Annotated in this window: 10 protein-coding genes, 1 other RNA gene and 1 pseudogene; 1 reads left to right on the forward strand and 11 read right to left on the reverse strand. The window is 38.1% G+C overall.

Going from position 1 to position 14,934, the window contains the following annotated elements; translation table 11 throughout:
• Positions 1–311 precede the first annotated feature (311 nt).
• The 8 genes and pseudogenes from hutG to ssrA form a co-directional block, all read right to left on the reverse strand.
• On the reverse strand, positions 312–1,238 hold the full coding sequence (hutG, locus tag A6M14_RS05985; RefSeq protein ID WP_188110865.1) for a formimidoylglutamase: 927 nt from the start codon (positions 1,236–1,238) through the stop codon (positions 312–314).
• A gap of 47 nt (positions 1,239–1,285) precedes the next feature.
• A complete protein-coding gene (hutI, locus tag A6M14_RS05990; protein ID WP_152874087.1) occupies positions 1,286–2,491 on the reverse strand; it encodes an imidazolonepropionase in 1,206 nt (401 codons plus the stop codon).
• Between the two features lie 48 nt (positions 2,492–2,539).
• Entirely contained in the window at positions 2,540–3,952 is a 1,413-nt protein-coding gene (locus A6M14_RS05995; protein WP_152874088.1) for an amino acid permease, read from the reverse strand.
• Positions 3,953–4,104: 152 nt separating this feature from the next.
• Entirely contained in the window at positions 4,105–5,646 is a 1,542-nt protein-coding gene (hutH, locus tag A6M14_RS06000) for a histidine ammonia-lyase (RefSeq protein ID WP_152874089.1), read from the reverse strand.
• Positions 5,647–5,732: 86 nt separating this feature from the next.
• Positions 5,733–7,403: a urocanate hydratase gene (hutU, locus tag A6M14_RS06005; protein WP_188110866.1), complete on the reverse strand. Its 1,671-nt coding sequence runs from the start codon at positions 7,401–7,403 to the stop codon at positions 5,733–5,735.
• Between the two features lie 453 nt (positions 7,404–7,856).
• A complete protein-coding gene (gene hutC / locus A6M14_RS06010; RefSeq protein ID WP_152874090.1) occupies positions 7,857–8,594 on the reverse strand; it encodes a histidine utilization repressor in 738 nt (245 codons plus the stop codon).
• A 341-nt stretch (positions 8,595–8,935) separates the two neighbouring features.
• A pseudogene (locus A6M14_RS06015) lies at positions 8,936–9,254 on the reverse strand (Arm DNA-binding domain-containing protein); the annotation flags it as partial.
• A 128-nt stretch (positions 9,255–9,382) separates the two neighbouring features.
• Positions 9,383–9,741, reverse strand: a transfer-messenger RNA (tmRNA) gene (gene ssrA / locus A6M14_RS06020).
• A 130-nt stretch (positions 9,742–9,871) separates the two neighbouring features.
• Between ssrA and glpK the strand changes: the two genes are divergently transcribed.
• Positions 9,872–11,356, forward strand: coding sequence for a glycerol kinase GlpK (gene glpK, locus A6M14_RS06025; RefSeq protein WP_152874091.1), 1,485 nt, complete (start codon positions 9,872–9,874; stop codon positions 11,354–11,356).
• Between the two features lie 76 nt (positions 11,357–11,432).
• On the opposite strand, the gene A6M14_RS06030 is transcribed toward glpK, so the two are convergent.
• The 3 genes from A6M14_RS06030 to A6M14_RS06040 all read right to left on the reverse strand — a co-directional run bounded on the left by A6M14_RS06030 (position 11,433) and on the right by A6M14_RS06040 (position 14,866).
• Positions 11,433–12,962 (reverse strand): DHA2 family efflux MFS transporter permease subunit, encoded by a 1,530-nt coding sequence (locus tag A6M14_RS06030; RefSeq protein ID WP_152874092.1) that lies wholly within the window; start codon positions 12,960–12,962, stop codon positions 11,433–11,435.
• Between the two features lie 6 nt (positions 12,963–12,968).
• Complete coding sequence (locus A6M14_RS06035; protein WP_152874093.1) at positions 12,969–14,120, reverse strand: HlyD/EmrA/EmrK family protein; 1,152 nt, start codon at positions 14,118–14,120, stop codon at positions 12,969–12,971.
• A gap of 248 nt (positions 14,121–14,368) precedes the next feature.
• The gene (locus A6M14_RS06040; protein ID WP_152874094.1) at positions 14,369–14,866 is read right to left on the reverse strand and encodes a thioesterase family protein; all 498 of its coding nucleotides are present in this window, start codon (positions 14,864–14,866) and stop codon (positions 14,369–14,371) included.
• Positions 14,867–14,934: the final 68 nt, after the last annotated feature.

Below are 14,934 nucleotides of genomic sequence, written 5' to 3' on the forward strand. Positions count from 1 at the left end.
GATGAATTAAGGCAATTTCCCTTTTCCGTGTCATTAATTCATCTTTTCCTTATTAGTTTTTTCTTGGTAATTCTATTTGTAATATTTCATTAAATCGCTTTTTACATCTGAATATTTGGATACGAAAAGTTTACTCTACTGAAGCAACCAATCTAAGAAACTGATCAATATAAATTTATTAAACTATAGTCAAATACATTTTTTATTCAAAATGCATAATTTAAAAAGCCACTTCAAAGCGTGGCTTTTTAAAAATAGTTTTCACTTATAAATATAACTAAATCAATTAATTGACAATTACTCATCCAATACTACAAATCATGCGAAATGAAGTTATAAACTATATATGCTGCTAGTTTTGCTGTTCGTTGATCTTGGTCAAAATTAGGATTGCACTCGGCAATATCTAATAACCTCACTTTTCCACTGTTTTGAATATGAGCAATAAGCAAATCAAATATTCTTAGCTCAATGCCTTTAACAGCAGGAGCACTTACACCCGGCGCAATTGAAGCAGAAAAAACATCTAAATCGACAGTAACGTAAAGTACATCAACCGGTTTCATAAAAGAATCAATCTTTAATAATAAAGATTCTAAATTTTGACGTTCAACTTCATCATCAAAAATATATTGGCAATTCAAATCATTGGCCGTATTAAATAGCTTTTTAGTATTGGAATGTCTAGCAACGCCAATGCACAAATAATGAAATTCTTGATGATGCTGTTGAGATAGTTGAGCTGCCTGTAAAAATGGCGTACCCGATGTTGCTTGGTTTTCTTCTCGCAAATCTAAATGGGCATCAAAATTAATAATCCCTATTTTTTGTGCAGCATTGGATTTTTGAACATGTTGAAATAACCCACTAAAACTACCAAATGCAACTTCATGTCCACCGCCCAAAACAATGGGTTTCATCCCTTGTTGCAAGGCTAAATCAACTTGATCTGCTAACTCTGACTGTGCTTGTTCTAAATTATTATCAATACAAGCTATTGTTCCCATATCGGTTATAGAAACAGGTGTATGAACGGGTAAATTCGCCAATTGTTTTCGTATTAAATCGGGTGCTTGTGCGGCACCCATACGCCCCTGATTACGTCGTACACCTTCATCAGAACTAAAACCAATCAGCGCGAATTTAGCATGTTGTGATTGATTCATCACATGATACATTCTTAAATGTTCATCACCATTACCATCATGGCGACCATTCCATTGATATACATTATTCACGGTCATTCCCTTTCATCTTGGTTTTCACTTATTGATTAAATATTGATTTAAAATTTTATGATTTGACCTTTTTGAATCACTTTTTTATTTAAATCTCCACCCAACCAATATGTAATTTCAGATGGATGTTCTATATCCCAGGCAACAAAATCTGCAATTTTGCCAACTTCTAAGCTTCCATGACTTTGTTGCAAACCAAGTGCATAAGCCGCATGGATTGTGACACTCGCTAAAGTTTGTTCGGGTGTTAAACCAAATAATGTACTTCCCATATTCATCATTAAGCGAAGTGAAAGTACGGGTGATGTTCCGGGGTTTAAATCACTTGATAAGGCAATTTTCACACCATGATTGAGTAAGCTTTGAATAGGTGGATATTGTTTTTCACGCAACATATAAAAAGCACCGGGTAAAAGCACAGCAACCGTTCCTGACTTTGCCATGGCTACAACATCATCTTCAGTCATATATTCCAGATGATCTGCCGATAGTGCATGGTACTTTGCCGCTAAGCTCGATCCACCTAAAGAGGAAAGCTGTTCCGCATGTAGCTTTATTGGTAAGTTTAAGGCTTGCGCCACTTTAAAAACTCGCTCAACCTGTGCCGGTGAAAATGCCAAATGCTCACAAAATGCATCTACAGCATCTACTAGTTTTTCTTCATTGAGTTTTGGAAGCATTTCCTCGCAAATATAATCAATATATTCATCTGCTCGTCCCTGAAATTCTGGAGGCAGAGCGTGTGCAGCCAAACATGTGCTTTTTACTGTGAGTGGTAAAGTTTCCGCTAATCGTTTGATGACCTTGAGCATTTTACGTTCATTTTCAAAATCTAGACCGTATCCAGATTTAATTTCAATGGTCGTAACACCTTCTCGGCTAAAATTCTGCACACGTTTTAATGCTGAATTATATAATTCTTCTTCTGTTGCTTTACGTGTCGCATTTACAGTACTTGCAATTCCACCACCATTTTTAGCAATTTCTGCATAACTTAGACCTTGTAAACGCTGTTCAAATTCAACGCTTCGGTTGCCACCAAATACACTATGTGTATGACAATCAATTAAACCGGGTGTCACCCATGCACCATTTAAATCAATAGTTTCATCACATTGAATATTCGGAAGATTTTTTTCTTCGCCAATCCAATAAATGGCTTCATCTTCAGTAATGATTGCAGCACTTTCAATGCATGAATATTGTGCATTTTCCATGGTTGCAATATGGCAGTTTATCCAAAGTTTTTTCATTCTTTCGCCTCCATTCACTCAAAACCTATGTTTTGAGCGAAGCTTAATTTAGTGATTGTCTTCGGATTTAGATTCGGCTGAATGGAGATTTTTTAACCTTTTTTCTTGAGGTTTAATCTTAATATAATAAGCAACACATAAGATTGCCAACCAAACACCACCTACGTAAATTGCGGGACGTGAGTCAGGGAAATATCCAATCATTGCCAAAATGAACAGCATAAAAACTATTGCAAATGCAGGTGCAAATGGCCAGCCTATGACAGGAAAATCAAGCTGCTTAATTTCTTCTTTCGATAATTTCCGTCGCATTCCTACTTGAGCAAGCAAAATCATGAGCCAGACCCAAACTGTAGCAAAGGTCGCAATTGATGCAATAATCAGGAATATATTTTTTGGAATGAAATAATTCAGTACAACACCAATTAAAAGCACTGCCGCCATAACAACAACCGTCATCCATGGCACACCATTTTTAGAAACTTTAGTGAATACCTTTGGTGCTTGACCTTCTTTAGCCATACCATAGAGCATACGACCTGCTCCAAAAACATCACTATTAATTGCAGAAATTGCCGCAGAAATGACCACAATATTTAAAATGGTTGCTGCCGAACTTATCCCTAAACTCTCAAAAATTTGTACAAATGGACTTCCTTGTGTACCAATTTGATTCCAAGGGAAAATTGCCATTAACACAAATATAGTCAGTACATAAAATAATAAAATACGAACTGGCACTGCATTAATTGCTTTAGGAATTGAAGTCTTTGGATCTTTAGATTCACCTGCAGTAATACCAATAATTTCAATACCACCAAAAGCAAATACAACTACAGATAAACAAGCAACTAAACCCGCAATACCATTTGGCATGAAACCATCATAAATCCATAAGTTTTGTATGCCTGAAACAATTGTGCCGTGGTCTGAATTAAATCCAAAAATCATTAAGCCAAAGCCACCTAAAATCATGGCAACAATTGCGCTCACTTTTAATATAGATAACCAAAACTCTAATTCACCAAAGACTTTTACGTGTATTAAGTTAATTGCGCCTAGAAATAAAATGAGGGATAAAATCCAAATCCATCTTGGGACATCTGGATACCAAAATCCCATGTAAATCCCGAAGGCTGTCACATCTGCCAATGCAACAATGACCATTTCAAAAACATAAGTCCATCCCGTTGTGAAACCAGCAAGAGGACTTATATATTTACTTGCATAATGACTAAATGACCCTGATACAGGGTTGTGTACTGACATTTCGCCTAATGCACGCATCACAATATATATGGCAATACCCGCGACTACATAAGCAATAAGTACAGATGGTCCTGCCATTTGTATTGCTGTCGCCGAACCATAAAATAAACCTGTGCCAATTGCAGAACCTAGAGCAAGAAAGCGAATATGACGGGTATTTAAGCCACGTTGTAATGTGGAATCCTGTGACATTTTCATCTCCAATCCATGAGGTAGATTTTTATTTACTTAGGCCACATCATGTGGCCCTGTGTTGTATCATCATTGATTCAACTTTTTGTATGTAACCTTGTATTAAATTTGCTGTGTTATTTGTTCCATACAGGTTCTAGCTCTACATAAAATTATGTTGAGCTTGTTAAACTTGGAAGCAATGGATGAATCACCAAACTATTTAAACGACCACTTGCTAATAATTCACTCGCTCGCTCAATATCAGGTGAGAAGAAACGATCTTCACTATAAAAAGTCACTTCATCTCTTAGGATTTTTCTTGCCGTTTCTAGCTTAGGCGAAGTTTTTAGACCTTTGCGGAAATCTAAACCCTGACATGCACTTAGCCATTCGATAGCAAGTACACCACGCACGTTTTCTGCCATCGCCCACAGTCGTTTCCCAGCATTTGGTGCCATAGATACATGATCTTCTTGGTTTGCTGAAGTTGGTAGACTATCCACACTTGCAGGATGAGCGAGTGCTTTGTTATCACTTGCAAGCGCTGCCGCAGTTACCTGAGCAATCATAAAGCCTGAGTTAATTCCACCATTATCAACAAGAAATGCAGGAAGCTGTGACATATGTCTGTCCATCATCATAGAAATACGACGTTCAGAGAGTGATCCAATTTCTGCAATTGCCAAGGCTAAGTTATCTGCTGCCATTGCAACGGGTTCTGCATGGAAGTTACCACCTGAGATAACATCACCTTCTTTAGCAAATACCAAAGGATTATCCGAAACTGCATTTGATTCGATTCTCAAAACTTCAGCAGCTTGGCGAATTTGTGTTAAACATGCCCCCATAACTTGAGGCTGACAACGAAGTGAGTAAGGGTCTTGAACTTTGCTACAATTTTCATGTGATAAGCTAATTTCGCTACGTTCGCCTAATAAATCACGATATGCCGCAGCAACATCAATTTGACCAATTTGACCTCGCACAGCATGTACACGTGCATCAAATGGTGAACGAGAACCCAACATCGCCTCTACGCTCAAACCACCACAAACTGTTGCACCTGCAAATAAATCTTCTGCTTCGAATAAGCCTCGTAATGCATAAGCTGTCGAAACTTGAGTACCATTTAAAAGTGCTAAACCCTCTTTCGCAGCTAAAGAGATAGGTTCTAAACCTGCAATTTTTAAAGCGTCTTTCGCAGCTAACCATTGACCTTTATAACGTGCTTTGCTTTCACCAAGTAATACAAGCGACATATGTGCTAATGGCGCTAAATCTCCCGATGCACCAACAGATCCTTTTAATGGGATATGCGGATATACTTCTGCATTAATTAAAGCAAGTATTGCTTCAATTACCTTTAAACGAATGCCTGAAAAACCACGTGCCAAGCTATTTGCTTTTAACAACATAATTAATCGAACCATGCTGTCATCTAATGCTTCACCCACTCCTGCTGCATGAGAAAGTACAAGCGAACGTTGTAATTGTTCTAAATCTTCAGGTGCAATTTTTGTTGATGCAAGTAAACCAAAACCTGTGTTAATACCATAAGCTGTGCGCCCTTCGTTCACAATTTTTTCCACACAGGCTACGCTCTCTTGAATTGCAGGAATTGCTTGCGCATCAAGTTTGACTTTAATTGGGTTAAAAAATGCATGACGAAGTTCAGTTAATTGAAGCTGACCTGGTTGTAGAAGAAGTTCCATTTATCTATTCCTATTACTTATTATTTACTGCACCATCGTGCTAGCTATTAAAAAAACATAGCTTGAGCAAGATAGAATTCCAATTTCTATTCGCCAGTAATCATTGGCAAATTTAACCCTTGCTCTTTTGCACATTCAATTGCGATGTCGTAACCTGCATCGGCATGACGCATAACACCTGTCGCAGGATCATTGGTTAACACTCTGGCAATACGAGCTGCTGCTTCATCTGTGCCATCACAAACAATGACTACACCTGAATGTTGTGAGAAGCCCATTCCAACACCACCACCATGATGCAAAGAAACCCAAGTTGCACCGCCCGCAGTATTCAATAGCGCATTAAGCAATGGCCAATCCGATACTGCATCTGAACCATCTTGCATGGCTTCTGTTTCTCTATTTGGACTAGACACTGAGCCTGAATCTAGATGATCACGTCCAATGACAACAGGTGCAGACAATTCGCCTGAACGTACCATTTCATTGAATGCCAAACCTAATTTTGCGCGATACCCTAAACCCACCCAACAAATACGTGCAGGTAAACCTTGGAAACTAATACGCTCACGAGCCATATCTAACCAACGATGTAAATGTTCATCATCAGGGATAAGTTCTTTCACTTTTGCATCAGTTTTATAAATATCTTCAGGATCACCTGACAGTGCTACCCAACGGAATGGTCCAATACCACGACAGAATAATGGACGGATATAAGCAGGAACGAAGCCTGGGAAATCAAAGGCTTTTTCAATACCTTCTTCCAATGCCATTTGACGGATATTATTTCCATAATCAAATGTAGGCACGCCCATTTTTTGGAAATCAAGCATTGCTTGAACATGTAAAGCCATCGATTTTTTTGCAGCGCTTACCACAACATCAGGCTCTTTTTCTGCACGTTCTCTATACTCTTCCCAAGTCCATCCTACGGGTAAATAACCATTGAGCGGATCGTGTGCGCTTGTCTGATCTGTGACCATATCTGGACGAATACCACGACGAACCAATTCAGCTAATATTTCAGCCGCATTTCCATGAAGTGCAATAGAAATTGCTTTACCTGCTTTTGTATAACGATCAATTCGAGCCAATGCATCATCTAAATCCGTTGCTTGCTCATCGACATAACGTGTACGTAAACGGAAATCGATACTGGTTTGTTGACATTCAATATTAAGTGAACATGCACCTGCAAGCGTTGCAGCAAGAGGTTGTGCGCCTCCCATTCCACCTAAACCAGCAGTTAAGATCCATCGACCTGTTAAATTACCGTTGTAATGTTGACGTCCTGCTTCAACAAAAGTTTCGTAAGTGCCCTGCACAATGCCTTGGCTACCAATATAAATCCAAGATCCTGCTGTCATTTGACCGTACATTGCCAAACCTTTAGCATCGAGCTCATTGAAATGTTTCCAATTTGCCCAATGTGGTACTAAATTCGAGTTTGCAATAAGTACACGTGGTGAATCTTTGTGAGTTTTAAAAACACCAACAGGCTTGCCAGATTGCACTAGAAGCGTTTCGTCATCTTCTAATTTTTTTAAGCTTTCAACAATTTTGTCATAGCATTCCCAGTTACGCGCTGCACGACCAATACCACCATAAACCACTAATTCTTTTGGATTTTCAGCGACATCAGGATCTAAATTATTCATTAACATCCGTAGTGGAGCTTCAGTTAACCAACTTTTTGCATTTAGAGATTTTCCACGTGGTGCTCGAATTTCCACATCACGAAATTTTGTTGTTATCACTGCTGGACTCCTTCCATTGAACATTCTTTTATTGTGATTGTATTTTGCCAAAGTTGCATGCACACGCATCAACTTGTATATACATGTACACATAATAAGCAGTAATTTATGCGTTTGAAAAGCACTTTATTTAAAAAAACTTAAAATTATTTTTAGTGTTATGAATTAAAAAGAAATATATTTATAAAAGCAGATGATTTAGAGTACAAAAAATGTGATTTCAAGGTAAATATGCGGGGAGATGACCTCAAATTTTTAGATTTTTACAGCAGTCAGATAGATTAATTTTTAGCAAATAATGAAGATGATTGAGCTTATTTTTAGGTGATTATGATTCATTATTTTTAATCATAAGAAACAATGTACGAATACGACTCCCCCATTTTCTACAATTTACAGGCATAAAAATGCCCTGAAGCATCACCCTCAAAGAGATAATATCTACATGAATTAGGGCTTAAACTTGCCTTCTAAATAATAACGACTTCCAGGATAAATCAACCGTGCCGTGGATATTAAATGCTTATTTGACCATGTACGACGGCGTATGGATAAACATGGTTCTCCTTTATTAATTTTCAACCACTTACATTCTTGGGCACTTGCTAATATTGCTTCTACAATATGCTCTCCCTCTGTCACTGGGGCTTTTGCCATTAAGTATGCATTGGGAGTCATCTGCGTAAAATCTTGTTCTAAATAATTTGGAATTAGAAGCGCATTAACTAATCTATCTTCAATTTGTACAGGCACATCATTTTCAAAATGTATAATAATTGAATGAAATAATGAAACCCCTTCTTGGCTTTGCATCAGAATTGCTTGTTGAGTATCTGCAGATATTTTTTCTAATTTTAAAACTTCCGCACGATGGACATGATTCCTTGCAATAATTTCATCTGCAATATTATTGATTTGAAATAATGCTGAATGACCTTGCTCATTCGCAACAAAAGATCCAACGCCTTGAACGCGTACCAATACTTTATCTGCTGTTAGTTCTCTTAATGCACGATTTACCGTCATTCGACTACAACCCGTGATTTTAACTAACTCGCTTTCTGATAAAATTTTGTCATTAACTTTCCATACACCCGTGTATATTTTATTTTTAATGTATTTTTTTACTTGTTCATACAGAGGAATTGGGCTCTCTACATTGAAAGAATTGTTTAAATTTTCAGACATGTTTAGTCTCTAATAACATAATAAAGGTTCTGTATAGGGAAAAACTAGGAATTTTCTCAATATATTTATTCATAAACTAAATTTAGTATAAACAATATTTGACCTTGTATATACAAGAAAGTTTACTGCAAGAATCTTATTTATAGCTTTATTTCAAATTAAATTATTGTTTTATATTCATGAGATAGTAAATAAATTAGGACCTGTTGACTTTTTCTGTTCAAAAAATAGCTAGAAAGTAAAATTTAATCGCCAAACCAAGTTTACTTCTCGCTATGCCTAGAATAATACTGACTGATCAACACTGGTATAAGCTAAAATCTATTCTCTTCAATTTTTTTATTTATTTTAGTCTCTTGGCGTTTGTATTCCTGTTTAGTAATGATTGGGTTATCGCCGTATAAGATATCTTAAATAATCTCTGATGCTTTTTTTCTTGCGCCCTTACCCGATAATTCAGGATAAATAGCAACACCCAACCATGACCATTTACCATCAGCCTTTTTATATCTGAATAGCCGCGCTTTTTTACCATTAGGCTTTACACGAAAATAAAGCCATTGCCGCACCGTCTAACACTCGATACTCTTTTAATTCAGGTTCTAGATTAGCAAGTACGGTATCAGATAGAGGACGACGTTTTACATCTGTTCTTTTCATGGCTTTTACACCACCGAGTTCAATAAATATTGCAATGTACACGGTGCATGTACACCATAGCGATTCATATTTTCATACAGCCAATAAAAAAGCCTTAAATCACTAAGATTTAAGGCTTTTTTGAATTTTGGTGGAGATGGCGGGAGTTGAACCCGCGTCCGCCAGCATTACGCTCGAGAATACTACATGCTTAGATATCGTCTATTGATTTAACCCTTTGCGGCCCGACGAACAGGGTACTAAGGCGATCCTCTAAATTTAGTACAAAGCCCCGAGGCGTGACTTTAATACGGACTTGTGTGCGTGCGCTTCAGTCGGACTCTCTAACCACAAGTATTCGGAGAGGCGGACAAGCTGCCCTTAGGCAGCTAGAGCGTATGATTCGTCGTTTGCGACTAAAAAATGCAAATTTGATTTACGAGAGAAAATGCGCTCTCGGCATGCATCTATGAGTTTCATCACCAGCGTCGAAGCCAGAAACATCCCCAAAGTACTGAATCATCATAGCATAAAACTCCAAATTCAATGCCTGTTTTTTAAGCACTTACACATCTACGTGCGTTTATTTACAAAATTGCGTTAATATTCAAAGCTTCAAATCTTAAAAATGCATTTCTATGAGCTATTTACTTGCACTCGATCAGGGAACGACATCTAGTCGTGCAATTATTTTTAATGAACTTGGCATAGTTCAAGCAACAGCTCAACGTGAAACACATATTAAAACGCCCCATTCAGGATGGGTTGAGCAAGATGCTCAAGAAATCTGGTCATCACAAATTGCTGTGGTACAACAAGCTTTAGCCAATGCGCGAATACTTGCAAAAGACATTAAAGCTATAGGCTTAACCAACCAGCGTGAAACAACGGTAGTGTGGGATAAACGCACAGGTAAGCCACTCGCTCCCGCAATCATCTGGCAAGACCGTAGAGCTACAGATTGGTGTAATGAGCTGACTCAACAAAACCTCAATCACCTGATTCAACAAAAAACAGGCTTACGCATTGATCCTTATTTCAGTGCAGGAAAACTGGTTTGGTTATTACAAAATGTAGATGGTTTAAAGGACTTAGCAGAACAAGGTCATGTTGCTTTTGGCACAATTGATAGTTGGTTAGTTTGGAACTTAACGCAAGGTGCAGAGCATGTTATTGAAGCCAGTAATGCTTCTCGAACTATGCTGATGAATTTGCAAAACCAAACTTGGGATGAAGAACTACTCGAATTATTTGATATTCCAAAATCAGTTTTGCCTAAAATTATTCAGTCAGATTCCTATGTTGCCAATACAGCACAGGGTTTACTTGGTGCAACCATCCCGATTACAGGTATTTTGGGCGATCAACAATCTGCCCTCTTTGGTCAATCTTGCTTTGAAGCAGGTACAGCAAAAAACACCTATGGGACAGGTTGTTTCATGCTGTTTAACACAGGACATGACGTTCAATACAGTCAAAATAAATTACTGTCTACATTGGCTTGGCAAGCTCAAGGACAAACCACTTATGCACTTGAAGGCAGTGTATTTATGGCAGGTGCAATTGTTCAATGGCTCAGAGATAGTTTAGGGATTATTCAAAAAAGCTGTGATATCGAAAAATTGGCATCTACTGTAGAACATACAGATGGTGTGGTACTTGTTCCTGCATTTACAGGCTTAGGTGCGCCACATTGGGATAGCGATGCCCGCGCCCTTTTATGTGGTATGTCACGTGGTACAACCAAAGCACATATTGCACGTGCAGCGTTAGAAGCCATTGCATTTCAAGTTTCAGATGTATTAAGTGCAATGCAATCTGACATTACTCAACCACTCAAAGAGCTTCGTGTAGATGGTGGTGCAAGCCAAAATGATATGCTCATGCAGTTCCAAGCAGATATCTTAAATGTGCCTGTTTTACGCCCAAAAATGTTGGAATCTACCGCATGGGGTGCAGCAGCGATGGCAGGTTTAAAAGCAGGTGTATTTACAGATTTATCTGATATTTCTGCATCGTGGAAACTCGATCGTTGTTTTGAGCCACACATGAATAATGATAAACGTGAAAGTCATTTAGAGCAGTGGAAAACGGCTTTAAAGCGCGCCAAATCTGATATCTAACTTTTAAATGTTTGTCAAAATTTAGATCTCTGTCTATCTTTTAATATTGAGATGACAGAGATCTATCAAAGTTTAGTTAGTGCGCATGTCCACCGCCCGATACCCCTATTTTAGGTTTCGGACAAAGCCAAATAATTAATCCGGCAAAAATAAACACCATCGCTAAAACTAAAAATACATGATTGGCAGATAAGGTATTGGCTTCTTTATCGACAAGACTTGAAATATAGCCCAAAGCACCTTGAGCGCTAAATCCTGTTTGGACTAAAGTATTTTGCACTTCATCTACATGCAAATTGCCGACCAATTCACTTCGGGCAAGTTTGGAGTGATCATCCCAAATAGTCACTGCAAGCGATGCTCCAATTGCCCCCGCCATTGTTCTTAAGAAGTTCATCAAACCTGCAGCAGATGCCATTTCTTGTGGCAAAACTGAAGCAAGTGCCATATTTGACAACGGAATAAAGAAAAATGGGACAGCAAAACCTTGAATAATTTGCGGTAAAGCCAATGCCATAAAATCTGCATCGGTTGTCCAAAAGGCTCGCATTAAGGTTACCGCACCAAGTAGCATTAAACCGAAACATGCTAAAGCACGTTGGTCATATTTGGTCGCAAGTTTGGCGGCAATGGGCGACATTAATAAACTACCAAAGCCCATGGTTGCCGTTAAATATCCTGCCCATGTTGCGGTGTAGCCTAAATTAATTTGAAGCCACTGTGGAATAAGCACAATACTGCCAAAAAAAGCGCCAAAACCAAATGCTAAAGCTAGAACAGGAATGGTAAAACTTCGATATTTAAAAATCCCAATATTCACAATAGGTTGCCGTTCTGTTAGCTCCCAAATTGTAAAAACAATTAATCCTACAAATGAAACAACGGCTAATGTTGTAATAAAGGGATGATTAAACCAGTCATATTCATGCCCTAAATCGAGCATGAGCTGTAAAGCACCAATCCATAAAACAAGCAGAAATAATCCGCCAATATCAATTTTTAATTTATTGATTGGTGTTTCTACAGATTTCAATAAACGCATTGCGGCAAATGCACAGAAAATACCGACTGGAATATTGATAAAGAAAATCCAATGCCAAGAGAAATTATCACTGATCGTACCACCTAAAATTGGTCCTAAAATAGGTCCAACGACAGTGGTCATTGCCCACATCCCCATTGCCTGAGATTGCTTTTCAGGTGGGAAAATACGCATAAGTAACATTTGGCTGAGTGGCATAATTGGACCGCCAAAAAGACCTTGTCCAATTCGGCAAAATACCAACATTTCTAAACTTGTAGATAAGCCACATAAAATAGAAAAAATGGTAAAGCCCAATAAGCCCACACTAAATGTACGAACTGCACCAAAACGTCCTGCAAGCCATCCTGTTAATGGAACAACGATGGCTTCAGCAACTGCATATGAGGTGATAATCCATGTACCTTGTGATGCAGATACAGCTAGACTACCTGTAATATGCGGTACAGATACATTGGCAATGGTCATGTCTAACACAACCATAAAATTTGCCAATGCCAAAACAAATGCAGCGAGTATTAAGCGACCACCTTTAAGCTCGCTTATTGCAGTATCGTATTTCATAAGCGATTACTTCGACTTCAAATCGACTTTAACTTCCATCGACAAGCCAACACGAAGTGGATGTTCTGCCAATTCTTTTGAATCTAACTGAATACGAACAGGTAAACGCTGAACCACTTTAATCCAGTTTCCTGTCGCATTTTGTGCAGGAATTAAAGCAAATGCTGCGCCTGTACCACCAGAAAAACCAACAACTGTGCCTGTGTATTCAACAGAGTCGCCATACAAGTCTGAAGTTAAAGTTACTTTTTGACCCGGACGTACTTTTTCTAATTGGCTTTCTTTAAAGTTCGCATCTACATATAACTGATTTTCAGGAACAATCATCATTAACGATGTTCCTTGTGAAACACGTTGTCCCACTTGAATATTTCGACGTGTCACCACACCATCTAAAGGTGCTTTAATTTGTGTACGTTCTAAATCAAGTAAAGCTTGTTTCAATTTGGCTTGTGCCACCAAAACATCAGGCGTACTTTCTTCATTTGCACCACGAATGAGTGCTTCGTTTGCATCTAAATTACTTTGCGCTGCTTTTTGGCTTGATTTTGCTTGAGCCAACCCTGCTTGAGCAACATCAAATGCCGCCTTGGCAGTATTTACAGCTGCTTGAGATGTACTTAACTCTTCTTTAGAAATTGCACCCGAAGTACTTAATTGCACACGGCGATTATAATCGTCTTGTGCTTTTACTAAATCTGCTTTGGCTTTTGCAACTTGTGCAACTGCGCTTTGAATTGCATCACCACTTACATAAATTTGTGAACTTAAAGAGCTACTATTTGCTTGCGTTTGTTTATATTGACGCTGTGCTTTAATAAGTTCAGCTTTAGCTTGAGCAACTGCAATTTCTGCATCACGCGGATCAATTTGTACTAATAAATCGCCTTTCTTAACTTGCTTAGTATCACTGGTAAAAACTTCTGAAACTTGCCCAGTCACCATAGAGGTAATAGATGCTGTTTCTGCACCTACGTAAGCATTGTCTGTACTGACAGTGTTATTCAGCAAAAATTTCCAAATTAAAAATAAAACCAAAGCAATCACTAAAAGTATCGCAACAATACCCAGTGATTTTTTACGTTTTGCTTTTAGCTGTTGCTCTGTTACTTGATTTGAAGATGGTGTTTCTGGCAGCGTATCTTGAACATCTGTCATCGATTTTTCCTAAATTCGATAAACTTGGTCATCAGGCATCCCCTTGTTAAACAAGGAATGGACTTCAATGTCCTCGCTGAGGTGTCGATGAGAAAGTCTTGCTTTTTTTAATTATCGTATTTTATATATAAAAAATCATATTTTGAGAATAAAAATATAACTCATCAGTATTATTTTAAAAATTTCGGCATAGTTTTCAAAACCATACCGATTGTATGAATATTATATTTCACCATTCTATCGTTCAATTAGTATGCATAAGATGCAATAGCTGTGGCAATGGCTCTATTTTCATCATTCATTAAAGTCATACGCATGGTGCAACCTTTACGACCTAAACGTAGTGTTTCTGCTCTTGCTGTAAAATATTGACCACGTCCCGGTGCTAAATAATCGACACGCATATCTACAGTCGCCAAGCGCGATACTTTTTTTCCTGTTTCCACAAGTTCGTCAGGCTGTGCTTTTTTATAAAGTTCGCCCATTGCTGTAATACCACCAATACTATCTAAAATAGTGGCAGCAACACCGCCATGTAAAATTTGAAAAGCAACATTACCAATTAAATCTTTTTGCATTTCGACATGTGCTTCAATCACACCATCCACCACACGCATGGTCATGCCACAAAATTTATAAAATGGTGAACCATTGAAAGCCTGACATAACTGATCTAAAACCACATCGATTTCAAGATTCGAGCCTGCTTCAATATTTCCTGTCCAACTTTTTTCTGTTTCTGTCATCGCTAACTCGAATTACCAAAATTAAATAAAAAAATAAGATGTATCGCGCACAACCCAAGATAAGCGAC

It is taken from the genome of Acinetobacter portensis (assembly GCF_009372215.1).
GTDB classification, from domain to species: Bacteria; Pseudomonadota; Gammaproteobacteria; order Pseudomonadales; family Moraxellaceae; genus Acinetobacter; species Acinetobacter portensis.